Source organism: Kitasatospora sp. CB02891 (genome assembly GCF_002803145.1).
GTDB lineage: Bacteria > Actinomycetota > Actinomycetes > Streptomycetales > Streptomycetaceae > Kitasatospora > Kitasatospora griseola.
This window is the reverse complement of the sequence record NZ_NNBO01000001.1, coordinates 134,353-156,426: the sequence shown is the minus strand read 5'-3', so window position 1 is coordinate 156,426 and position 22,074 is coordinate 134,353. Positions and strand designations below refer to the sequence as shown.

The following is a 22,074-nucleotide window of genomic DNA, read 5'->3' as shown; positions in this document are numbered from 1 at the left end:
GAACCGGCGGGCCCGCCGGTTCGACCGGTGGGGCGGAGCGACCGGCGGACCGAACCGGACCGAGGTGCGGCCGCCCCGGATGCTCCGGTCGGTCAGCCGACCACTCGGAGGGCGACCAGCGCGCCGACCGCACTCAGCCCCATGAAGATCGGCGTCGCGGGACGGACGGCTGCGAAATCTGCGCTGCCGCGCACAGCCGCGTTCGGCCTGCCGGCCGGTATGCACGTCAGTGATCGGGCCGGGGTGCGAAGCCGTCGACGGCGTCACGCCGACGGGGCGAGGACCCGACCCCGGTGGTCCCGGACGCGCAGGGTGTCCACGTGGCCGCCGGGTCCCCGCTTCCACGACGGGTCGGGAGTCGGCGAAACGGGTGCCGGGCCGCAAGCGGGCCCTGGCCGTCGACGTGCTGGGCCCGGTCGTCGCCGTCCTCGTCCCGGCTGCGAACGCGGATGACAACGCTGCCGGCATCGCCCTGTTGGACCAGGTCGCCGAGCACGCCGGCGGCAGCGTCCGAAAGGCCTTCGCCGGGGAAGCCGTCACCGGCCCGGTCTGCGGCACCTCGATCCGCAGTTCCTCCGTGCCTCGGCCGTCTCTCGTGCGTACGGCGGTACAGCGCCCGCCGCGTCGCCGCTCCCACCGGTCGCCTGCAAACGACCTCAGTATCGTCCGGGCAGGTCAAATGCCCTTTCGGGACAGGAAGTTCACGAGACCGTTGACTCCGTTGCCGATCGCCGGGAAGGATACCGATCATCCAGGCGGACACGGCCGGAAGCACACTCTCTCCACCCGGACCTTGCAAGGTCTCCGCAGCAGATACACAAGGACAGGAGGGAGCCCCGTGAGGATCGTCCGCACGGCTCCGACGGAGCCGGACGTCCGGCCGAGCCGGTCGGTGCTTCTCGGATCGCATCGCATCGGCCCCGCCGACGGGACGCTCGTCACCGGGTGGAAGCTCCCGCAGGACGAGGCCTGCCCGGTCACCCGCCGGCAGCGTCCGAGCGGGACGCGGGCCAGGGGCGCCCACCGCACCGGCCTCGGAGTGGGCGGCGCCGTTCGGCCGGGCCGGGCGCGGTGACGCCGGTCATGACGGAGACCCGCATGCGAGTCGCCCTGATAGGCGCGGGCCCCCGCGGTCTGTCCGTACTGGAACGGCTCTGTGCCAACGAGCGGGTCAACCCCTCCCCGCGTCCCCTGACCGTGCACCTGATCGACCCCGACCCGCCCGGGGCGGGCGGGGTCTGGCGCACCGACCAGTCGCGGCACCTGTTGATGAACACCGTGGCGTCCCAGGTCAGCGTGTTCACCGACGACAGCGTACGGATCGACGGCCCGGTGGAGCCCGGACCGAGCCTGTACGAGTGGGCCCGTTCGCCGTACGGGGCCGAGGCCGACGTGCTTGCCGAGGCCGCCGCGCTGGGCCCCGACTCCTACCCCACCCGCGCCTTCTACGGTGCGTACCTGCGGGCCGTGTTCCAGCGCCTGGTCGAGCGGGCGCCGCAGCATGTCACGGTCCGGGTGCACCGCTCCCGGGCCGTTGCCCTCACCGGAGAGGTGTCTCAGCAGGTCCGGCTGGCGGACGGCAGCACGGTCGACGCACTGGACGCCGTGGTGCTGGCCATGGGGCACGGACCGGCCGTACTGGGCCGGGAGGAGCAGCAACTCGCGGACACAGCAGCGGCATTGGGGCTCCGCTACCTGTCGCCGGGCAATCCGGCCGACGCCGACCTGAGTGCCATCCGGCCGGGAGAACACGTTCTGGTGCGCGGTCTCGGGCTGAACTTCTTCGACCACCTGGCGCTGCTGACCGAGGGCCGCGGCGGCACCTTCACCCACGAGGGCGGTCGACTCGTCTACCGCGCCTCCGGCAAGGAGCCTGTGCTGTACGCGAGTTCACGGCGCGGTGTGCCGTACCAGGCGCGTGGCGAGAACCAGAAGGGCGCCTACGGGCGGTACGTCCCGCGACTGCTCTCGGCCGAGTTCGTCGGCGCCCTTCGCCGGCCGGGCACCCCGCTCGACTTCCGTCGCGACCTGTGGCCGCTGATCGCCCGTGAGGTCGAGAGCGTGTACTACGGTGCGCTGCTGGACGTCCGCGACCGCTCGGCCGACCGGGAGCCGTTCACCGAGCTCTACCTGGCTGCCGAACGGCCGGAGCAGCGGGCCGAAATCCTGCACGCGTACGGTATCGACCGGGCGGACCACTGGGACTGGGAACGCCTGGCCCAACCGTCCGCGGGCCGGGAGTTCGGCGACCGGGCGGAGTTCCGGTCCTGGCTGCTGGAGTACCTGTCACGGGACCTGCGGGAGGCCCGGTCCGGTAACGTCCGGGGCCCGCTGAAGGCAGCGCTGGACGTCCTGCGCGACCTGCGCAACGAGATCCGGCTCGCGGTGGACCACGGCGGCCTGGTCGGCGACTCGCACCGCGAGGACCTGGAGCGCTGGTACACCCCGCTCAACGCGTTCCTGTCGATCGGCCCGCCGGCCGCCCGGATCGAGCAGATGATCGCGCTGATCGAGGCGGGCGTACTCGAACTCACCGGTCCCGGAACCACGGTGAGCGTCGACGCCGACCGCCGGGCCTTCCTCGCCCGCTCCGGCCGGGTGCCGGGGCCGCCGGTCCTGGCCACGGTGCTGATCGAGGCCAGGCTCCCCGAACCGGACGTGCGCCGGACCGCCGACCCGCTGCTGCGGCACCTGCTGGACAGCGGCCGGATCGCCCCCTACCGGACGCCGGACGTCGGCGGCCACGAGACCGGGGGACTGCACGTGACCGCCCGCCCGTACCGGGTGGTCGACGCCGAAGGCCGTGTGCACCCGCGCCGGTTCGCCTACGGGGTTCCCACCGAGGGCGTGCACTGGGTCACGGCGGCCGGCATCCGTCCCGGGGTGGACTCGGTGACCCTGGGCGACTCGGACGCGATCGCACGCGCCATACTTTCGCTCCTGCCCGCAGAGCGGCGGGAAGCAGTCAGGACAGGAGCCGACGCATGACACCCGAGACCGTGCCACCCGACGCGGAGGCGGACACCGGTCTGCTCTCGCCGGTCCGGGCCGGCACCCCGATCGAAGGCGCGGTCGGCGACCGGGCCTGGCTCCAGGCGATGCTGGACGCCGAAGCGGCGCTGGCGCGGACACAGGCCGGACTCGGAGTGGTACCGGGATCGGCGGCCGAGGCGATCACCGCCCTCGCCCGGGTCGAGAACTTCGACGTACGGGCGCTCGCACTGGCCTCCCGGGAGACCGCCAACCCCGTGGTCGGCCTGGTCCGGGCCCTGACCGAGTTGGTGGCGGCCCGGTCCCCCGAGGCGGCGGAGTACGTCCACTCCGGCTCGACCAGCCAGGACATCCTGGACACCGGGGCGATGCTGGTCGCGGCCCGCGCCCTGCGGATCATCCGGGCGGATCTGGACCGGGTGGCCGGAGCGCTCGCCGCACTGGCCGAGGCCCACCGGTCCACCCCGATGGCGGGGCGCACCCTCGCCCTCCAGGCCGTGCCGACCACCTTCGGCCTGAAAGCCGCCGGATGGCGGCAGTTGGTGCTGGACGCCGACCACCGGCTGGCGCTGGTCGAGCGGACCGGCCTGCCGGTCTCGTTGGGCGGCGCGGCCGGCACACTGGCCGGATACCTGGAGAACGCCCGCGCTGCCGACCCCGCCACCGACGACGACCCGGCCGCCTACCTCGACCGCCTGGTCGACGCCTTCGCCGCCGAGACCGGGCTGGCCCGGCCGGTCCTGCCCTGGCACGCGCTGCGGACCCCCATCGCCGACCTGGCCGCCGCGCTCGCGTTCACGGCCGGGGCACTCGGGAAGATGGCGGTCGACGTGCAGGTCCTGACGCGGACCGAGATCGGCGAGGTCGGAGAGCGGCCGGTGGCCGGCCGTGGCGCCTCCTCCGCCATGCCGCACAAGCAGAACCCGGTGCACTCCACCCTGATCCGCAGTGCCGCACTCCAGGTCCCGGCCATCGCCACCGGTCTGACGCAGTGCCTGATCACCGAGGACGAACGCTCCGGCGGCGTCTGGCACGCCGAGTGGCAGTTGCTGCGAGAGGCACTTCGGCTGACCGGCGGCGCCGCGCACACCGCGGTGGAACTCGCCGAGGGTCTGCAGGTACGGCCCGAACGGATGGCGGCCAACCTGGCGCTGACCGGCAGTCAGATCGTCTCCGAACGCGTCTCCGCTGTCCTCGCCCCCCTGCTCGGCCGGGCGGCCGCCCGATCCCTGTCCTCCCGGGCCGCGGCGACCGCCGCGGCCACGGGCCGGGAACTCGCCGAGGTACTCGCCGAACTTCCCGAACTGAAGGACGTGTTCACTCCGGAGGCACTGGCAGCGCTGTGCCGCCCCGAGGACTACCTCGGAGTCGCGGAGCCACTGGTCGACCGGGCCCTGCGGCTCTGACCCCGGTGGGCTCGCTGGGTGGCCGGTGCGGGCCCCTCGGCATCGTGCCACACCGTGCACCCGGCCGTTCAGACCCCCGTGGCCCCACCACCGGCGGGGGCCGCTGCCCAGCCTCCAGGACCGTCCCGCCGGTGCCGGCGGGACGGCTGTCGCCCCGTCCGCTCACGGTGCCCCTCACCGCTGCTTTCGGCCCCGTGTCCCGTCAGGGGAGGCCCCTCCGGGGCGAACTGGCCACCAGGTACGTCTTCTTCGCAGCGGGGACCGAGGCCCGACACCGTTGCAGGCCGTAGGAAGCCCGACCCTGGCCGGGCATCCCGGAAGGCGATGAAGGGCGAGGCGACCGCCCTGGTCATGGTCGTGGTGCCGGCCCGGGGGTGCGGCCGACTCGCAACGGATTTTTCCATGACGATGCGTCAGATTGCCATCGCTCCTGACGAATCGGGAGGTTCCCGTAGGACACCCGCAGCGGCGGGACCCGCGTGCACCGGGGCTGCCGTGTCGACGCCGGCGGCCTGGATGTGGTCTACGATCCGCCCGAGTCGGTCTCGACATATCGCGGTGCGCGAGTGCCGTGCCAGAACAGGGGTTGGGGCGTTGTCGTCAGTGGACGTGGTGCGGGAGTCGGCCGGGGCCGGGCGGATCGTGCTCTTCGAGGAGTCGGCGCGGGACGGTGCGCAGGCCAAGACCCTGATGAGCGCCGACTTCCGGGTCCGGCTGGCACGGGAGCAGGGGGCGGTGTTCGGGGCGGACGGGCCCCGGCACGTGGTGTTCGCGGCCGGCTTCCCCTCCGTGTGCGGGCAGGAGTTCGAAGCGACGCGCCAAGTCGCCCTGGAGGCCCAGGGTTCGGTCAGTCCGTCCGCGATCTGCCGAGGCACGGTGGCCGATGTACGGCTGGCGCTCGGTGCGGTGCGGGGCGCGGTGCACGCGCGGGTCATGGTGATCGTGGCCGCTTCCGAGGCGACCGCCCGGGCCCTGGTGCACAGCGACGCCCGTCAGGCCCTGCGCCAGGGTCTGGACGTGGTGAAGGAAGCGGTGGATCTGGCGGACGGCGTGGCGGTGGACGTGTGCCTGGTGGACGCGCCCCGCGCGGACCACGCCCTGGTGGCCGAGTACGCCGGGGCGATGACGGCCCAGGGCGCGGGGACGATCGTGCTGGCCGACACGGTCGGCGACCTGCTGCCCGGCCGGACCCGGGACCTGTTCCAGCGGGTCGCAGCCGGTGCGGGGCCGGAGGCGGTCCTGGTCTCGCACCTGCACAACGACCTGGGCCTGGGCCTGGCCAACACCCTGGCCGCCCTGGAGAGCGGGGTACGGGTGGCGGCGTGCTCGTGGCTGGGCATGGCCGAGCGCAGCGGCATGGCCGCCACCGAGCAGCTGCTCTTCCTGCTCGCGCACGACCGGGCCAAGGCCGAACAGGTCCTGGGGCCCGGCTGCGAACCGTGGTGGACCGAGCCCGACCTGACCCGGCTTCCGACGATCGCGCGGATGGTGTCCGCCGAGACGGGAGTCCCGCTCACCGTCACCACCCCCGTCGTGGGCACCGGCGTCGCCACCATCTCCACCGGAACCCCCTTCACCCACCCGCAGACCTTCCAGCCCTACGACCCCCAGCAGCACCTCGGGCTGGCACCGACCGTGGTCCTCACCCACCTCGCCAGCCGGCGCGTGCTGTGCGCGGTCGCCGAGCGACTCGGCCACCGACTCGACCCGGCCCAGACCAGCGCAGCCCTGGCCTGGGTCAAGGACCGCGCCTACCGCCTGAACCACGCCGTCATCGCCGACGCCGACTTCGCCGCCTACCTCGACGGCCTCACCGCCACCACACCCCGATCCTGAACGGACCCGCGCCCATGCCGGCCACCGCCCCGCTCGACACCAGCGCCGCCGCCCACGCCCTGACCGCCGGACGGGCCGTCGTCCTGCCCAACCCCAGCCCCCTCACCTACGTCGTCACCGCCACCAACCCCCAAGCCGTCAACAACGCCAAAGGCCGCCCCACCGGCCAGGAAGTCGCCCTGTGGGTCCACCAGGACACCACCTGGACCGACCTCACCACCCACCTGGACCTGACACCGTCCGCCCTGCACACCGCGACCACCCTGCTGCGCGACCAGATGGTCACCCTCCTCGTGCCCGTACGCACCGACACCCCGCCACCGGCCTGGACCACCCCCGCCCTGCGCGACGGACACCTCCTCCTCTTCGGCGCCCGGTGGCAGCCCCTCACCCCGCTGCTCGACCGCTTCCCGCGCCTGTACGTCAGCAGCGCCAACCGCACCGGACAACCACCCGCCGCCACCGCCCCCCAGGCAACCGCCATGTTCGGCCCCGACACCCCCGTCACCGACGCCGACACCCTGCGCCACACCGGCACGCCCCACGCCGCCACCACCATGCTGCGCATCACCCCTGACGGAGACCTGGCCCACATCCGCTCCGGAGCCCAGGACCAGGCCCACGGCAGTGACCCGAACCGCTACCTGGAACGTCTCCGCAAGACGACGGACAGCTGAGCGCGGACGTGTGCCGACAGCCGTCCGCGCCCGGTGGGCGCGTTGGCACTGGTGGCGGTGATGGGAGCCGCTGCGTCGGCAGCGGAAGTGGCGGGCGCCGGGGTGGAGATCGTCTCCGCGAGCGTCTCTGGCAACGTGCTGTCCTGGTCCGGCAGCTACTCGTGCGAGGCAGGGCCGGTCAACAGGACCACGGTCCCCGCGACGGACACAGCCTGCGGCTCTGGAGCAGACGCGGACGGGGTGCTCGATGACGCGCGCGAGTACGTGGTCGAGCACCTGGTCGAGCACTTGGCGGATCCGGGCGGCGTGCTGATCGTGGACGACACCGGGTTCCTGAAGAAGGGCGTTCGGTCGGCCGGCGTCCAGCGGCAGTACTCCGGCACCGCCGGCCGGACCGAGGATCCCCCAAGAGGGGGTGCCCCCAGCCAGGTCGGAGTCCTCCGCGCCCACTCCGGCGAGCGGGGCCGGACCGCGGGGATCGGTGACGAGGTCGAGTTCGCTGCCGAGGTCCAGCTCATGACGACGTATCACGCCCGACATGATCTCTCACCGCTCGATCACCTTTGAAGACGAACCCTGGAGGCCCCGCTCGATCCGGTGAACTGGTGGACGGCGCCCGAGCGTGCCGGTCCATGTGAAGAAGCCCGGTTCGCTGGAGATCCCGTCGGCGGGTCTGCCTCTCTCGCGAGAGCTGCTGGACCGGGCTTCCGAGAAGGGCGGAAACGAGTTCGACGTGTTCGGTGACTGCGTGGTCGGTCTGCGGCCGGCCCAACGGGACGGGCCCGGGCGGGAGTTGAATTCCGCCCGGGCCCGTCGGTGGGTCGGTCAGTCGGTGCTGCGGCGGCGGACCAGGACGGTGGTGGCGCCGCCCAGCAGGACCAGGCCGGCGGCGGTGGCGAGCAGCGGGACCGAGCCGCTGCCGCCGCCGGTGAAGGCGAGTTCGCCGCCCGGGGTGCCGGTGGTGGTGAGGGTGGCGCCACCGCCGCCACCGGTGGACGTACCGGTGGAGCCGCCCGTCGAGGTGCCCGAGGTCGGGGCCGTGGTCGGGGCCGTGGTCGGGTCGGGGAGAGTGGCGCCGCGGTCGAAGGAGAGGGTGACCGTGAGGGCGTCGAGTGCCTCGCCCGCCCGGTAGGTGCCGAACGCCGGGACGCCGTCGGCGGTGAGCTTGGCCGGCACCTGGCGGAGCGTCACCACACCGTTGACGGGCTTGAAGTCGGCCTTGGAGAGGTCCAGTTCGGCGAGGCGCACCCCGCTGAGGGAGACCGGTGCGCCGCCCCGGGTGGCGGCGGCCACGTCGGCGACCAGGTAGGCGCCCGAGGCGTCCACCCGGAGGCCCAGGCGGGAGAGCCGGGTGTCCAACTCGTAGTGGCCGTCGGCGGACTGGTGGCCGAGGAAGCGGACCGAGCCCGCGAAGTCGGCCGTCAGCGCGTGGTTGTCGGTGCGGTAGCTGCCGGTGGCCGACCCGAAGCGGTAGTCGCTCGCGCCGCCGTCGAACTGCACCCGGCCCGCCGCGATCGGCCCGGTCACGTAGCTGCGGAAGCCCTCCTTGACGCCCCACTCCAGACGGCCGTCCACGACCGCCAGCTCCTTGGTCGCCGGGGTGGACGGGGAAGACGACGGGGAGGTGGACGGGGAAGACGACGGGGAGGTGGACGGGGAGGACGACGGGTTGGTGGTGGGAGTGGTGGACGGTTCAGTGGTCGGGGTGGCGGACGGCTCGGTGGTCGGAGTGGGGGAGGGCTCGGTGGTGGGCTCGGTGGTGGGTTCGGTCGAAGGCCCGGTGGTCGGGGTCTGGGTCGGGGTGGGGGTCGGGGTCGGCGAGGGGGACGTGGGGGACTGCTTCAGGACGATGGACAGCGGGTCCAGCTCGGCGCCGGCCTGGTAGAAGCCGGCGAAGGCCTTGGCGCCCTCGGCGGTGAGCTTGGCCGGGGTGGCGGTGCCGGTGGTGGTGTCGCGGGCGACGGTGAAGGTGGCCAGCGAAACGTCCTGACGGAGCGTCGGGGCGGGGGCGCCGACGGTCTCCTTGGAGGCGGTGTCGGCGGTGAGGGTGCCGGTGGTGCCGCTGGTGGTGATCCGGAGGTCGCTGAGGGCCACGTCGAGCGCGCCGCCGTGGGCGAGGAAGCGGACCCCGCCGTCGAAGGCCGCGTTCAGCGAGTGGGTCGTCAGGTCGTAGCCGGCGGACGCCAGGTTGAAGTGGTACGAGCCGTCCGTGTTGAGGGTCGCGCCGCCGGTCAGTTCGACGCTGCCGCCGCCGGCCGGGCCGGTGACGTAGTTGCGGAAGCTCGCCTTGACGCCCCAGTCGAGCGAGCCCGTGTCGTAGGTGACGGAGGCGGGGGCACCGGCGCCGAAGGCGAGGCTCGGGAGGCCGAAGGCGGTCAGGCCGAGGCCGGTGGTGAGGGCGGCGAGGGCGGCCAGTCGGGTGCGGTTGCGGTGGGCCGTGGTGGTGCGGGACATGGGTGATGGGCTCCAGGGTAATGGGGTGGGAGGCAGGTGGTCAGGGGCGGCGTCGGCGGTGCCGGACGGCGAGCGTGGCGGCGGTGGCGGCGGCCGTGAGGACGGCGAGGACGAGGACGGTGACCGTGGTGGCGGACGGGCCGCCGTCGGTCGGAGCGGTCGCGGCGGCGGGGGCCGCGGCGACCTGGTGGGGCTCCGGCGTGGCGGCGGGGCTGCCGAGGTCGGGGAGCGGGGGGAGGGCGGCCGCCGGGTCGAGGGCGACGGCGAAGGTCAGCGGGTCGAGCTCGGTGCCGGCGGGGTAGAGCGAGCCGAACGCCTGGGCGCCGGAGCCGGTCAGGGTCAGCGGGAGGTCGGCGGCGGTGAGCAGGCCGTTCTCGGTCCTGAGCGCGCTCGCGGGGAAGGTGGCGAGCTCGGTGGCGGCGGAGGTACGGGTGGAGCCGTCGGGCGTGCGGCCGTTCACGTCGGCGAGCAGGCGGCCCTGACCGCCCGTCACGGACAGGCGCGGGTTGGCGAAGGTCAGGTCGAGGCCGAGGGTGTCGCCCTGGCGCAGGCCGGTGAAGCGGACGGCGCCGGTGAACGAGGCCTCCAGGGTGCCGGTGGCCGCGTCCCAGGTGCCGCGGCCGGGCGTCCAGCGGAAGAACGCCCCGCCGTCGGCCGCACCGTCGGTCGGCTGCCAACTCCCTTGGGCGATCGATCCGGTGACGTAGTCGCGGAAGGTCCGGCGGACGCCCCAGTCGAGCGCGCCGTTGGTGAAGGCGGCGGGGGCGGCGACGCCCGGGTCGGTGGATGGAGCAGCCGACGGGGTGGCGGAGGGCGTGGGCGTCGGGGCGGACTTGAGGGTGACGGAGAAGGTCAGCGGGTCGAGCGCCGTCCCGGCGGGGTAGAAGCCGCCGAAAGCGGTCGCCCCGGCGGAGGTCAGGGTGGCGGGCACCTGGCTGAGCGTGACGGTGCCGGACGCGCCCTTCAACGAGACGCCCTTGAGCGAGAGGTCGGCCAGCCGGGCCTGGGAGGCGGCCGAAGTCTGCCCGGTCTGGCGGGACTTGGAGCTGACGTCGGCGTACAGTGCGGCACCGCCGTCGGCGTCCGCCTTGACGGTGAGTCGGGAGATGCTCAGGTCCAGCGCGTTGCCGCCGTTCTCCTGGTGGCCGGTGAAGCGGACGCCGCCCTGGAAGGCCGCGGACAGCCGGCCCGTCGTCGGGTCGTAGCTGCCGGTGGCGGAGTGGAAGCGGAACACCGAGCCGCCGACCGTGGACGCGCCGCCGCTCAGGGCCCATTTGCCGTTCGCCACCGGGCCGGTGACGTAGTTGAGGAAGCTCGCCTTGATTGCCCAGTCCAGCCGTCCGCCGGAGACCGCCGGGTCGGCTGCGGCGGCCCGCCCGGGGAGGAGGAACAGCATCAGCAGCAGGGCCAGCGGCACCGCGCGGGCGGCGCGGAGCGGGCCGGCCGGGCGGCGGGCGGGAGCGGGGGGCCGTCCGGAGACGGGCATGGCGAATCACTCCTCGGGGAGAGGGTCGGGGGCGGTACGAGGGCAGGCCGGAGGGGGTGCGGGGGTCTCCCGTGAGGCAACCCCCCCTTGCCGGAGTCAGGTAAGGCTAACCTAATATATGAGTCAAGCGTCCCGCTCACGACCCCCTCCGGGTCGGCCTCGACGGGACGTCAACGCACTCAGAAAGGCCCGAGGTTGAGCCGTCCACGCAGCCCCCGCAGCCCACGCACTCCCCGCAGTCGCCTGCGCGCCCGTGCCGGAACCGCCCTCGGTGTCCTCGCGCTGCTGCTCGGCGCGAGCGCCTGCGCCACCGGCGAGCCCGCCGCCGCGCCGGCGGCGACCGGTGCCGCGAGCCCGGACCGGATCGACCCGCTGCCGGGCACGCCGACGCCCCGACTGCCCGTCACCGTGCCGTCCGCCGACGGCCGGCAGGTGACGGTCGACAGCGTCGAGCGGATCATCCCGCTGAACGGCAGCCTCTCCGAACTGGTCTTCAGCCTCGGGCTCGGCCGCCACGCGGTGGCCCGGGACGTGTCCACCACGTTCGAACAGGCCGCGCAGCTGCCGGTGATCACCCAGGCGCACGAAGTCTCCGCCGAGGGCGTGCTCTCGCTGCGCCCGACCGTCGTGCTCGCCGACCGCAGCACCGGCCCGGCCGAGGCGGTCGAGCAGATCCGGGCCGCCGGCGTCCCGCTGATCGTGCTGGACGACGCGAAGAAGCTCGACGACGTCGGCGCCCGGATCGACCGGGTCGCCGCCGCACTCGGCGTCCCCGAAGCCGGTGAGGAGCTCAAGTCCCGTACGGCGCGGCAGATCTCCGAGGTGCAGGCGCAGCTTCCGCCCGCCGCCGGGGCCCGGCCCAAGGTGGCGTTCCTCTACCTGCGCGGCAGCGCCTCGGTGTTCCTGCTGGGCGGCCCGGACTCCGGTGCGCCCTCGCTGATCGAGGCCGCCGGCGGCGAGGACGCCGGCACCGCCGCGAAGTTGAGCGGCGACTTCACCCCGCTCACCAGCGAAGCCCTGGTCAAGGCCGCGCCCGACGCGATCCTGGTGATGAGCAAGGGCCTGGAGTCGGTCGGCGGCGTCGACGGGCTGCTCGCCCTCCCCGGCGTCGCCCAGACCCCCGCCGGACTCGACCGCCGGATCATCGCCGTGGACGACGGACGGCTGCTGTCCTACGGGCCGCGCACCCCGCAGGTGCTGCACGAGATCGCCACCCAGCTGCACCGGGACGCCAAGTGACCACGACTCTCGAAGAAGCGCCGACCACCGTCCCGGCCAAGGCGGTTCGCGACCGGCGGCCGCTGCTGCTGGCCGCCCTCTCGGTCGCCCTGCTGGCCTGCGCGCTGCTCGCCGCCGGCACCGGCGCGTACCGGATCCCGCTCGGCGACATCCTCGCCTCGCTCGCCCACCGCGCCCAGCTCGGCGGCCACCCGCTGGACCGGGTCCCCGAGTCGGTGCTGTGGAACGTCCGGCTGCCCCGGGTGGTGCTCGCCCTGCTGGTCGGCGCGGCGCTCGGCTGCGCCGGGGCGCTGATGCAGGGCGTGTTCGGCAACCCGCTGGCCGAGCCCGCCGTGATCGGCGTCTCCTCCGGCGGCGCGGTCGGCGCCGTCGCCTGCATCGTGCTCGGCCTGGACGCCCTCGGCAGTTGGACCGTCACCGCCGCCGCGTTCGCCGCCGGACTGCTCACCGTCGGCGTCGTCTACGCCATGTCGCGCAGCGGCGGCCGCACCGAGGTGGTCACCCTGCTGCTCACCGGCGTCGCCGTGAACGCGTTCTGCGGCGCGCTGATCGGCCTGCTGCTGTTCACCGCCGACACCGCGGCGATCAGCCAGGTGACGTTCTGGCAGCTCGGCTCGCTCTCCCAGGCGAGCTGGAGCAAGGTGCTCGCCGTCCTGCCGTTCGCCGCCCTCGGACTCGCCGTCGCCCCCCGCTACGCCCGCCGCCTCGACCTGCTGGCGCTCGGCGAGCGCCCCGCCCGCCACCTCGGCGTGGACGTCGAACGGATGCGGATCGTGCTGATCACCGTGGTCGCGCTGCTCACCGCGGCCGCCGTCGCCGTCAGCGGCATCATCGGGTTCGTCGGCCTGGTCGTCCCGCACCTGCTGCGGATGCTCGCCGGGCCGGGCCACCGGTTCCTGCTGCCCGCCTCCGCCGTCGGCGGCGCCCTCGTGCTGGTCGCCGGCGACCTCGCCGCCCGCACTCTCGCCGCACCCGCCGAACTCCCGCTCGGCGTCCTCACCGCACTCATCGGCAGCCCGTTCTTCTTCTGGCTGCTGCGCCGCACCCGACGCCGCCAGGGAGGCTGGGCATGACCGAACTGCTCGTCGCCGAGGGGGTCGGCTGCACGCTCGGCGGCCGACCGCTGCTGACGGACGTCCACCTGACGGTGCGCCGGGGCGAGATCCTCGCGCTGCTCGGCCCGAACGGCGCGGGCAAGTCCACGCTGCTGTCGGTGCTGGCCGGCGACCGGCGGCCGACCGGTGGCGAGGTGCGGCTGGACGGCCGTCCGCTCGCCGCCCACCGGCCCGCCGAACTCGCCCGCCTGCGGGCCCTGTTGCCGCAGCACCACGAGGTGTCGTTCCCGTTCGCGGCCGGGGAGGTGGTCCGGATGGGCCGCGCGCCCTGGACGGGCACGCCGGCGGCGGCCGACGACGAACCGGCGGTGGCCGGTGCGATGGCCGCCACCGACTGCGTCCACCTGGCCGCCCGCCCGTTCACCGCGCTGTCCGGCGGCGAGCGCGCCCGGGTCGCGCTGGCCCGGATCCTCGCCCAGGACACCCCGCTGCTGCTGCTCGACGAACCCACCGCCGCCCTCGACCTGCGGCACCAGGAACTCGTGCTGCGGATCGCCCGGGAGCGCGCGGAAGCAGGCCGGGGCGTGATCGTCGTGCTGCACGACCTCACGCTCGCCGCCGCACACGCCGACCGGATCGCCCTGCTGGACGCCGGCCGCACCGTCGCCGTCGGCCCGACCGGCGACATCCTGGACGCCGCACTGCTCAGCAAGGTCTACCGGCACCCCGTCGAGGTGCTGGCGCACCCGCGCGGGGGAGCGCCCATCGTGCTGCCCGAGCGCCCCCGCGAAGCAGATTGACGGATCGTCGGCCCGGGAAGATCCACTACTGGGCGACGGCCGACCGGGGGAGATCCGGATCACGACGCGGTCCGGGCGGGTGATCCCGCGTCGGCGGCCCATACGGCCGGGCCCGTCACGGGAACGGCACCAGCAGGAACCGGACCACCCGGAGGCACCGCATGCACCTGACCATGGTTCTGCTGCTCACCCCGCTCGTCCTGGCCGGCGCCGTCAGCGCCACCCGCTCGCCCGCCCGGCGCGGCCGCCACCGCGCCGGGCCGCGCCGCCCGAACCCCTGAGGCGCGACCAGTACTCGTGTGATCGTCAGATGTCTGAGCTCGGCCGGTCGTCGAGGGCCCGGCGGTCGATCAGGGCGGCCAGACCGTCGAGGATCCGCTCGACGCCGAAGTCGAAGGCGTCGTCACGGCCCTCGCCCGGCTCGGCCATCGCGGAGGCCAGTGCCGGAAAGCGCTCCGCATGGGCCGCGACCAGCCCGCCGAGGGCGCGCAGCAGCTCGGCCTCCGGCGAACCCTCCCGGGACGTCCGCTGCTGGGCGGCGATCGCCCGGACATGGCCGACCAGCAGCACGGCCGCGTCCATCCGCTCCGCGCCGCTCAGCCCGTGGCCGTCCAGCGCCGCCACCACCCGCTCCAGCCAGGCCAGTTCGCGGGGGCCGGTGAGCCGCGGGCCGGACAGCGCGTCCAGCACCCACGGGTGCGCGGCGAACAGCTCCGCCATCCGGTGCGCCCAGTCGGTGAGTTGGCTCCGCCACGGGGCGTCGCTCGGCGGCGGGGGCTCGCCGACCGTGTGCTCGACCATCAGGGCGATCAGCTCGGCCTTGCCCGGCACGTACCGGTACAGCGACATCTTGGTGTAGGCCAGCACCCCCGCCACCCGCTGCATGGACACCGCCGCCAGACCCTCGGCGTCCGCGATCCCGATCCCGGCCCGGGCGATCGACTCCAGGCTGAGGGCCGGCTTCGGCCCCCGGGTCGGCCGCGCCGGCGGACCCCACAGCAGCCGCACGGCCGCCTCGTGCTGCTCCGCCTGGTCCGGCTGCTCCTTCACGGGCCCTCCCCGGTGTCGCACCGGGACTGCCTTGCGCCCGGCCCAAAACTGCGTCTACCGTACACAGCAGCAAACAGTGTCCGCGAGACACACTTTCTGCTCCGGGCCCGGGGAGGGCCCGTCGAGCTCCGTCGCTTGCGACTTCCGAGGGGGAAACACCGTGCAGATCCTGATCTCCGGCGCCGGCATCGGCGGACCGGCGCTCGCCCACTGGCTCGGCCGGTACGGCCACCGGCCCACCGTGGTCGAACTCGCGCCCGCGCTGCGGCCCGGCGGCCAGGCCGTCGACTTCCGCGGGCCCACCCATCTGACGGTCCTTCGGCGGATGGGCCTGCTGGACGAGCTCCGCACCTTCGACACCGGCGGCAGCCCGATGACCTTCACCGACCGGCACGGCCGCGTCCGGCTCCGGCTGCCCGCCGACTTCGCCGGCGGCGAGATCGAGATCCCGCGCGGCGAACTCGCCCAACTCCTGTACCGGCACAGCGAATCCACCACCGAGTACCTGTTTGGCAACACCGTCACCGCGCTCCGGCAGGACGACCGGGGCGTCCGGGTCGCCTTCCGGTACGGCCCGGAACGCCGGTTCGACCTGGTGATCGGCGCGGACGGACTGCACTCCCGGATCCGCGCCCTCGCCTTCGGACCCGAACAGGACTACGTCCGCCACCTCGGCTACTACGCCGCCACCTGGCAGCTCCCCAACCGGCTCGGCCTGCCCGCCGGCAGCACCGGCATCAACACCCCCGGCCGACTCGCCGCCGCCGGCGCGGACCCGCGCGACCCGGAGCGGGCCGGCGCCTTCCTGCTGTTCGCCTCGCCGCGGCTCGACCACGACCGGCACGACACCGACGCCCTCAAGTCCCTGCTGCAGCAACGTTTCGCCGACCTCGGCCGCCCCGTCCCGCACCTGCTGGAGACCCTGCGCGACGCCGACGACCTCTACCTCGACTCGATCAGCCGCGCCGACGTGCCGAGCTGGTCGAACGGCCGGATCGCGCTGCTCGGCGACGCCGCCTGCGGCGCCACCATCGGCGGCATGGGCACCGGCACCGCGCTGGTCGCCGCGTACGTCCTCGCCACCGAACTCGCCCGCGCCGACGGCGACCACCGCACCGCGTTCGCCCGCTACGAACGGACCGTCCGCCCCTACGCCGAACGCTGCCAGCGCGGCGGCGACCGCACCGGCCCGTTCCTCGCCCCGCGCACCGCCGCCGGCCTGCGGGCCCGCAACGCCCTTCTCAGTAAGGGCTGGATCCTCGACCGGATGCTCCGACTCGGCCAGGACGTCGCCACGATGGAGCTGCCGGAGCCCGTGTGAGACCCCGCCGGTGCGGTCATTCGGTTGCCCGCGGTCTCGGGGCTCGTCGAAGATCCTGCGTATGGACCACGTGATACGAGCCACCACTGCCGAGGACTGGCAGGGCGTCAAGGAACTTCGGCTGCACGCGCTGCGCGATCCGGCCGCGAGCATCGCCTTCCTGGACACGTACGAGGCCGAGGCCGTCAGGCCGGACGAGTTCTGGCGGGACCGCGCAGCAGGCGGCGGCGAACTGCTCGCCCGGCAGTTCGTCGCCGAGCGGGCCGACGGCGGCCTGGACGGATCGGTGACGGTGCTGGTCGAGCGGGCCGGCCGGGACGTCTTCGGCGGGCAGGCCGACACCGACCAGGCCCACCTGGTCGGCGTGTTCGTCCGCGAGGAGCAGCGCGGCAGCGGTCTGGCCCGCGCCCTGTTCGACGCGGCGATCGCCTTCGCCGACGGGCTCGACGAGCCCCGGATCTCCCGCGTCCGCCTGTACGTGCACCAGGACAACCGGCGCGCGGAGGCCTTCTACCGGAAGGTCGGGTTCATCCGCAGCGGCCAGTCCGTCCCCGTCCCCGGCGACGAGTCGTCCGTGGAGCACGAGCTGGTCCTCGATCAGCGCGTATGAGTCTCAACTCATGCCCGCTGCACCGTCGTTGCCGAACGGTGGGCGAAAGCGCTGCGGTAGGCGGCCGGGGTCATGCCGAGGTGGCGGTTCAGGTGCTGGCGGAGGGACTCGCCGGAGCCGAGGCCGCTGCGGTCGGCCACCTGGTCGACGGTCAGCGTGGTGGCCTCCAGCAGCTCGCCGCCATGACCGCGTACCACACCTGGCCGGAGACCGTGCCGCCGCTGTTCGCGTCGATCCTCGCCGCGACCGAGCGGGCCGGCGCCGACTACGTGATGCTCGGCAACCTCTACGCCTACCGGCAGAGCACCGGCCCGGTCAGCGAGCGCACCCCGCTGCTCCCGCACACCCGCAAGGGCAAGGTCCGGGCCGAACTGTGGCGGCAGGCCGAGCAGGCCCACCGGGACGGGCGGCTGCGGGTCACCGAAGTCCGGGCCGGCCAGTACCTGGGCCGGGGCGCGGTCTCCGCGTTCACCCTGCTCGTCGCCCCCCGGGTCCGGGAGGGCGAGCTGGCCCTCGTCCACGGCAACCCCGACGCGGTGCACGCGTTCTCCTTCGTCGGGGACGTCGCCTCCGCCCTGGTCGCCGTCAGCCGCGACGAACGGACCTGGGGCCGGGCCTGGAACGCGCCCGTCATCGCGGCCACCGTGCGGGAGGCCGCCGAGGCCCTCGCCGAACTGCACGGCGCACCCGAACCGCGGCTGGAGTCGCTCACCGAACGGGACATGACCCTGCTGTCGCTGAGCGAGCCGCTGTGGCGGGAGTTCATCGAGACGAGCTACATGTCCGACCGCCCGTTCCGGGTGGACGACAGTGACATCCGCGACACCTTCGGCCTGAAGTCGTCGACGCTGCGCGAGGCACTGGCGGTGTGAGCCGGCGGCCCCCGGGGGCGGGCGATCCGGCGCGCCCGCCCCGCCGGGGGAGCGAATCCGCACCGCGCCCGTCGTCGCTCGGCCCGGCAGGGAGGGTCGGGACGCGGGACGACGACAGCGGGCGATACTTGGTCGACCAATTCGTCGAGAGGCGCCGTCCACATGGCCAAGAACTCCGCCGCACCCCGAGCCGGCGCACCCCGAGCGCTGCTGCAACTGACCGGGGTGAGCCGCTCGTACGGCGACCGGGAAGTGCTCCACCCCGTCGACCTCGAAGTGGCCGCCGGCGAGTGCGTGGCACTGCTCGGGCACAACGGATCCGGAAAGTCGACCCTGCTGCGCGTCGCCGCCGGCCGCGACCTGCCGACCACCGGAACCGTGCGCTTCGACGGCCTGGCGATGAACGAGAACGACCCCCGGATACGTGCCCGGGTCGCGGTCGTCGGCGACACCGTCGCCTGCTACCCCGACCTGACCGTGCGCGAGCACCTGCTGCTGGTCGCCGTCGCGCACGGCGTCGCCGACGCCGCCGACTGGGTCGCGCAGGTCCTGGAGAACCGGTCGCTCACCGAACGGGCCGACGCGCTGCCGTCCGCCCTCTCCTCCGGACAGATGCAGGCCCTGCTGCTGGCCTGCGCGCTCGTCCGGCCCCGCGACCTGCTGCTGCTCGACGAGCCCGAGCAGCGCCTCGACCCGGAGGCGCGCCGCCGGCTCGCCGAACTCCTGACGGCGGAGCTCGCCGACGGGGTCGCGGTGCTGCTGGTCACCCACCACACCGACCTCGCCCGGGAGGTCGCCGACCGGGTCGTCGTCCTGGAAGAGGGCCGCGTCGTCCGCCAGGGCGCCCCCGACGCCGTCCTCGACGCACCGGCGGACGCCCGGTGAGCCGCCAGAGCGTGGTCGAGGCCGAGGACGCGACCGCCGCGGAGTGGACCGAGGACGACGACTGGACCGACGAGGCACTCGCGGTGCTGCGCGCCCTGCGCGCACCGCACCGGCGCAACCGGTTCAAACAGATCGCGTTCGCGCTCTACTGCACCGTGCTGATCCTGGTGATCTGGGGCGGCATCCCCAGCTTCGGCCTGTTCCTCCACGCGTCACTGGGCGCCGACTACACCGGACACGGCCCCGACCTGCTCGCCGCCATGCCCAGCGGCATCGCCGCCGTCGGGCTCGCCACCGTGCTGCTGGCCGTCCGCGACGGACTGTGGCGCGGACCCGTCGTACCGCCCCGGGCCACCACCGACTGGCTGCTCGCCCACCCCGTCCGCCCGCGCCCCGTGCTGCGGCCGTGGTTCTGGCTCTCCTGCGGGCTGGCCGCCTTCCCCGGGCTGGTGATCGCCGTCGGCGGGATGGTCGCGCTCGGCCTGACCGTGCGCGTCGGCCTGCCCGCCGCCCTCGGCTGGTGCCTGCTCGGCGGCCTCTGCCTGCCCCTGCTGGGCGTCTGCGCCGGGCTGCTGGTGCAGAGCAGCCCGCGGGCCGCCCGCTGGGTGCGCCGGCTGACCCCGTACGCGACCCTGCTGGTCCTGGCGCTCGCGACGCAGAGCGCGCTGGCCGTCGCCGGCCACCCCGTCCACTGGCTGGAGAAGGTGGAACTGTGGTCGGGCCCGTGGGGCTGGGCCGGACTCGCCGCGCTGGCCCCGACGCCCGCCGCCGTCCCCGGCGGCGCGGCCGCCGCCGCGCTGCTGGTCGTCTCCACCGTCGTCTCCCTGGTGCTCGCCGACCGGGCCGCGGGCACCCTGGCGCTGCCCCTGCTCCGGGAGCGCGCCCGGACGGCGGCCGGCGTGCTGGCCGCGCTGCGGACGGTCGAACTGCGCGCCGCGAAGCTGACCGTGGCCGGCGCGTCCGGCAACGGCCGTCAGGTCCGGGTCCGGCTGCCCGCGCCCCGGCAGCGTTGGCTGATCCTGTACTGGCGGGACGCGCTCTCGCTGCTCCGCACACCCGCCCGACTCGGCCGCGCCGTCCTGCTGACCGTGCCCGCCGTGCTCTGCGCCGTCCTCGCGCACGACACCGACGGCGTGGTGTCCTGGGCCGTGACGGTCGTCGCGCTGGCGTTCGGCTACCTGGCCGTCGCCCAACTGCTGGAGCCCGCCCGGATCGAGACCGACGACGTGCGCCGCGCGTCCTGGTCCCCGTACCCGTTCGCGAGCCTGATGCTGCGGCACGCGGTGGTGCCCACGGTCCTCGGCCTCGTCCTCGCGGCGGCCGGAACGGCCGCGGTGCTCGCGCTCGGCGGCGGCCCGGCCGCCTGGCTGGCCCTGATCGCCGTCCCGCCGCTGGTCGCGGCCGGCCTGGTGAACGCCTGCCGCGGCGCGGCCCGCCGGGACCTGCTGTACCGCCCCCAGCCGGCCGGCGGCACCGGCCTGGCGTTCTTCGTAGCCTGGTACGCGGCCGGCCCGGCCGTGGCCGTCCCCGTGCTGGCCCTGCCGTTCTCGGCGGCCCTGCGCAGCGGCTCGGCGGGCTCGCTGCCCCAGTCCTCGGCGATCGCCCTGACGGTGGCCCTCGTCCTGCTCCAGTGGGCACAGGGCCGGGCGGGCAAGCTCCCCGCGCAGGCCAGGCCCGGCGCGGTGGGTCAGCTGTAGCTGCCGCAAGGCCGGACGGCGGCCGCTGCTGTGCAGGTCGACGTGCCCGCACCCCGCGACGGGGTGCGGGCACCGCTGTTCGGAGGGGCCGGGCCGGCCTGCGGCGACGGAGGGGCTGGGCCGGCCTGCGGCGGAGTACCCTTATTCCATAGAATTGTCGAGAAAGGGGCCGCAGTCATGGCGGACCGGGCCGCGAAGACCGAGCTCTACGAGGCGTTCGCCGCCACCGGCAAAGCCCTCTCCAGCGGCAAGCGGCTCGAACTGCTCGACCTGCTGGCCCAGGGCGAGCGCACCGTCGACGCGCTCGCCAAGGCCGCCGGACTCAACCTCACCACCGCCTCCGCGCACCTCCAGACGCTGAAGCAGACCGGCCTGGTCGCCACCCGCCGCGACGGCGTCCGCATCCACTACCGGCTGGCCGGCGAGGACGTCGCCCAACTCCTCGACCTGCTGCGCCGGGTCGCCGAGCGCCACCAGGCCGCCGTCGCCCCCGCCCGCACCGCCTACCTCGGGCCCGAGGCCCCCGACGAGCAGGACGCCGTCCGCCGCGAGGACCTGCTCACCCGGATCGCCGCCGGCCACGCCGTCGCCCTCGACGTCCGCCCCGCGGAGGAGTACGCCGCCGGGCACATCCCCGGCGCGCTCTCCATCCCGGTCGAGGAGCTCGCCGAGCGGATCGGCGAACTCCCCGAGGACGCCGAAGTCGTCGTCTACTGCCGCGGCGCGTACTGCGCCCTCGCCTACGACGCCGTCCGCCTGCTCACCGCGCGCGGGCGCCGGGCGATCCGGCTGGACGACGGAATGCTGGAGTGGCGGCTCGCCGAGCTCCCGGTGGACGCGGGCGCGGCGGCGGCCTGAGGCACCGTCAGGTGCGGTCCCGCAGGCTCCTGGTGGCGGAAGCGTGAAGATCTCATGGACGGATGGTGGGTCTTCGCGGATCGGGGCGGTGCGGGCGGTGGGGTGCTCCGGGCGGTGGAACGGCGGGACCGATCAAGGCGGACCGGGTTCGATCGTGCGATCGAGGCAGGTGCGGGCCACCGAGCGCGCGGTGGAGGAGTGGTGACAAGCTTTTGCACGGTCGGTAGCAGGCATGGCTTGGCAATGATTCCGGTCCTATGATGCAGGGACGAAAATTGGGCCCGCCGCCGTCGGCACCGACGCGGGGGTCCTGAGCTCACGGGGCCGACAGTGCGAGCGGCCCCAGCAGTGCGAGTCGGGGGCGGGCATGTCGCAGCAGATCGTGGTCGATTCGGAGAGCCTCCGGACCGAAGGCAGGAACATGTCCGCCGTCGGGCAGGACTTCCTCTCCGCCCTCCAATCCCTCTCCGGCCGACTCGAATCCCTCGAACAGGGCGACACACCCCCCTGGGGCGACGACGACCTCGGCGAGAAGTTCGGCATCGTCTACGAGGGCCTGCGCGACGGCATGAAGGAGTCGATGGACTCCCTCGGCACCCGGATCGGCGAGATCGGCGACAAGTTGCAGAGCATGGCCGACAGCCACGAGGCGAACGAGAGCCGCACCGAGGGCGACATCCACACCCTGGAAGCCCGCGAGGGCGAAGTCGGCGGCCAGATCCGGGCGCTGTACCGGCCGCGGGGCTACTGACCAACCCCCTTTCGCGGGTACGGCGTGCGGCGCCGACGTCACGTCCGACTGCCCGCCTGTCCGCCTGTCCGTCCGTTTCGTTCCGT

Annotated in this window: 18 protein-coding genes and 1 pseudogene; 15 read left to right on the top strand and 4 right to left on the bottom strand. The window is 74.3% G+C overall.

All coding sequences use genetic code 11. The annotated features are described in order from the left end of the window. Nucleotides 1-1,083 precede the first annotated feature (1,083 nt). From CG736_RS00730 to CG736_RS38760, 5 genes and pseudogenes are all read left to right on the top strand, one after another. Nucleotides 1,084-2,988: an FAD/NAD(P)-binding protein gene (locus CG736_RS00730; RefSeq protein WP_100584971.1), complete on the top strand. Its 1,905-nt coding sequence runs from the start codon at nucleotides 1,084-1,086 to the stop codon at nucleotides 2,986-2,988. Continuing rightward, nucleotides 2,985-4,397, top strand: coding sequence for a 3-carboxy-cis,cis-muconate cycloisomerase (pcaB, locus tag CG736_RS00725; protein ID WP_100584177.1), 1,413 nt, complete (start codon nucleotides 2,985-2,987; stop codon nucleotides 4,395-4,397). The genes CG736_RS00730 and pcaB overlap by 4 nt, the downstream gene beginning before the upstream one ends. Before the next feature lie 603 nt (nucleotides 4,398-5,000). Continuing rightward, the gene (locus tag CG736_RS00720) at nucleotides 5,001-6,233 is read left to right on the top strand and encodes a 2-isopropylmalate synthase (RefSeq protein ID WP_232733799.1); all 1,233 of its coding nucleotides are present in this window, start codon (nucleotides 5,001-5,003) and stop codon (nucleotides 6,231-6,233) included. A 14-nt stretch (nucleotides 6,234-6,247) separates the two neighbouring features. Next, nucleotides 6,248-6,910, top strand: coding sequence for a hypothetical protein (locus tag CG736_RS00715; RefSeq protein WP_100584176.1), 663 nt, complete (start codon nucleotides 6,248-6,250; stop codon nucleotides 6,908-6,910). A 228-nt stretch (nucleotides 6,911-7,138) separates the two neighbouring features. Next, nucleotides 7,139-7,310 (top strand): annotated as a pseudogene (locus tag CG736_RS38760) (transposase); the annotation flags it as partial. Between the two features lie 425 nt (nucleotides 7,311-7,735). Here CG736_RS38760 and CG736_RS00705 read toward each other — a convergent pair. Together CG736_RS00705 and CG736_RS00700 are read right to left on the bottom strand one after the other, a co-directional pair. Then, nucleotides 7,736-9,364, bottom strand: a complete 1,629-nt coding sequence (locus CG736_RS00705) for an HtaA domain-containing protein (protein ID WP_100584175.1) — start codon at nucleotides 9,362-9,364, stop codon at nucleotides 7,736-7,738. A gap of 40 nt (nucleotides 9,365-9,404) precedes the next feature. Further along, nucleotides 9,405-10,850 carry an HtaA domain-containing protein gene (locus tag CG736_RS00700; protein WP_100584174.1) on the bottom strand — a complete coding sequence of 482 codons (1,446 nt, stop codon included), beginning with the start codon at nucleotides 10,848-10,850 and terminating at the stop codon, nucleotides 9,405-9,407. Nucleotides 10,851-11,045: 195 nt separating this feature from the next. On the opposite strand from CG736_RS00700, the gene CG736_RS00695 reads away from it, so the two are divergent. Genes CG736_RS00695 through CG736_RS00685 form a run of 3 tightly spaced genes read left to right on the top strand, consistent with a single transcriptional unit; the run spans nucleotide 11,046 to nucleotide 13,944 of the window. Continuing rightward, entirely contained in the window at nucleotides 11,046-12,089 is a 1,044-nt protein-coding gene (locus tag CG736_RS00695) for a hemin ABC transporter substrate-binding protein (protein WP_100584173.1), read from the top strand. Continuing rightward, nucleotides 12,086-13,162: an iron ABC transporter permease gene (locus tag CG736_RS00690; RefSeq protein ID WP_100584172.1), complete on the top strand. Its 1,077-nt coding sequence runs from the start codon at nucleotides 12,086-12,088 to the stop codon at nucleotides 13,160-13,162. Before CG736_RS00695 ends, CG736_RS00690 begins: the two co-directional genes overlap by 4 nt. Beyond that, the gene (locus tag CG736_RS00685; RefSeq protein WP_100584171.1) at nucleotides 13,159-13,944 is read left to right on the top strand and encodes a heme ABC transporter ATP-binding protein; all 786 of its coding nucleotides are present in this window, start codon (nucleotides 13,159-13,161) and stop codon (nucleotides 13,942-13,944) included. Before CG736_RS00690 ends, CG736_RS00685 begins: the two co-directional genes overlap by 4 nt. 306 nt (nucleotides 13,945-14,250) lie before the next feature. On the opposite strand, the gene CG736_RS00680 is transcribed toward CG736_RS00685, so the two are convergent. Continuing rightward, nucleotides 14,251-14,994, bottom strand: coding sequence for a TetR/AcrR family transcriptional regulator (locus CG736_RS00680; RefSeq protein ID WP_232733714.1), 744 nt, complete (start codon nucleotides 14,992-14,994; stop codon nucleotides 14,251-14,253). A 160-nt stretch (nucleotides 14,995-15,154) separates the two neighbouring features. On the opposite strand from CG736_RS00680, the gene CG736_RS00675 reads away from it, so the two are divergent. Together CG736_RS00675 and CG736_RS00670 are read left to right on the top strand one after the other, a co-directional pair. Beyond that, nucleotides 15,155-16,315 carry an FAD-dependent monooxygenase gene (locus CG736_RS00675; protein ID WP_100584170.1) on the top strand — a complete coding sequence of 387 codons (1,161 nt, stop codon included), beginning with the start codon at nucleotides 15,155-15,157 and terminating at the stop codon, nucleotides 16,313-16,315. Between the two features lie 61 nt (nucleotides 16,316-16,376). Further along, entirely contained in the window at nucleotides 16,377-16,925 is a 549-nt protein-coding gene (locus tag CG736_RS00670; RefSeq protein ID WP_100584169.1) for a GNAT family N-acetyltransferase, read from the top strand. Between the two features lie 8 nt (nucleotides 16,926-16,933). Here the strand turns inward: CG736_RS00670 and CG736_RS00665 are convergent, their stop codons facing one another. After that, a complete protein-coding gene (locus tag CG736_RS00665; RefSeq protein ID WP_198520306.1) occupies nucleotides 16,934-17,122 on the bottom strand; it encodes an AraC family transcriptional regulator in 189 nt (62 codons plus the stop codon). On the opposite strand from CG736_RS00665, the gene CG736_RS00660 reads away from it, so the two are divergent. The 5 genes from CG736_RS00660 (at nucleotide 17,108) to CG736_RS00640 (ending at nucleotide 21,988) form a co-directional block, all read left to right on the top strand. Beyond that, the gene (locus tag CG736_RS00660) at nucleotides 17,108-17,797 is read left to right on the top strand and encodes an NAD-dependent epimerase (protein WP_100584168.1); all 690 of its coding nucleotides are present in this window, start codon (nucleotides 17,108-17,110) and stop codon (nucleotides 17,795-17,797) included. The genes CG736_RS00665 and CG736_RS00660 overlap by 15 nt on opposite strands. A gap of 162 nt (nucleotides 17,798-17,959) precedes the next feature. Continuing rightward, complete coding sequence (locus tag CG736_RS00655; protein WP_100584167.1) at nucleotides 17,960-18,682, top strand: ABC transporter ATP-binding protein; 723 nt, start codon at nucleotides 17,960-17,962, stop codon at nucleotides 18,680-18,682. Beyond that, nucleotides 18,679-20,379 (top strand): DUF6297 family protein, encoded by a 1,701-nt coding sequence (locus CG736_RS00650; RefSeq protein ID WP_232733713.1) that lies wholly within the window; start codon nucleotides 18,679-18,681, stop codon nucleotides 20,377-20,379. Before CG736_RS00655 ends, CG736_RS00650 begins: the two co-directional genes overlap by 4 nt. A gap of 177 nt (nucleotides 20,380-20,556) precedes the next feature. After that, nucleotides 20,557-21,237, top strand: a complete 681-nt coding sequence (locus CG736_RS00645; RefSeq protein WP_100584166.1) for a metalloregulator ArsR/SmtB family transcription factor — start codon at nucleotides 20,557-20,559, stop codon at nucleotides 21,235-21,237. A gap of 367 nt (nucleotides 21,238-21,604) precedes the next feature. Next, entirely contained in the window at nucleotides 21,605-21,988 is a 384-nt protein-coding gene (locus CG736_RS00640) for a hypothetical protein (protein WP_043912085.1), read from the top strand. Nucleotides 21,989-22,074: the final 86 nt, after the last annotated feature.

Coding starts and splice junctions, on each gene's coding strand:
- CG736_RS00730 (WP_100584971.1), top strand. CDS start 1,084: ATGACGGAGACCCGCATGCGAGTCGCCCTGATAGGCGCGGGCCCCCGC.
- pcaB (WP_100584177.1), top strand. CDS start 2,985: ATGACACCCGAGACCGTGCCACCCGACGCGGAGGCGGACACCGGTCTG.
- CG736_RS00715 (WP_100584176.1), top strand. CDS start 6,248: ATGCCGGCCACCGCCCCGCTCGACACCAGCGCCGCCGCCCACGCCCTG.
- CG736_RS00705 (WP_100584175.1), bottom strand. CDS start 9,364: ATGTCCCGCACCACCACGGCCCACCGCAACCGCACCCGACTGGCCGCC.
- CG736_RS00700 (WP_100584174.1), bottom strand. CDS start 10,850: ATGCCCGTCTCCGGACGGCCCCCCGCTCCCGCCCGCCGCCCGGCCGGC.
- CG736_RS00685 (WP_100584171.1), top strand. CDS start 13,159: ATGACCGAACTGCTCGTCGCCGAGGGGGTCGGCTGCACGCTCGGCGGC.
- CG736_RS00670 (WP_100584169.1), top strand. CDS start 16,377: ATGGACCACGTGATACGAGCCACCACTGCCGAGGACTGGCAGGGCGTC.
- CG736_RS00660 (WP_100584168.1), top strand. CDS start 17,108: ATGACCGCGTACCACACCTGGCCGGAGACCGTGCCGCCGCTGTTCGCG.
- CG736_RS00655 (WP_100584167.1), top strand. CDS start 17,960: ATGGCCAAGAACTCCGCCGCACCCCGAGCCGGCGCACCCCGAGCGCTG.
- CG736_RS00645 (WP_100584166.1), top strand. CDS start 20,557: ATGGCGGACCGGGCCGCGAAGACCGAGCTCTACGAGGCGTTCGCCGCC.
- CG736_RS00640 (WP_043912085.1), top strand. CDS start 21,605: ATGTCGCAGCAGATCGTGGTCGATTCGGAGAGCCTCCGGACCGAAGGC.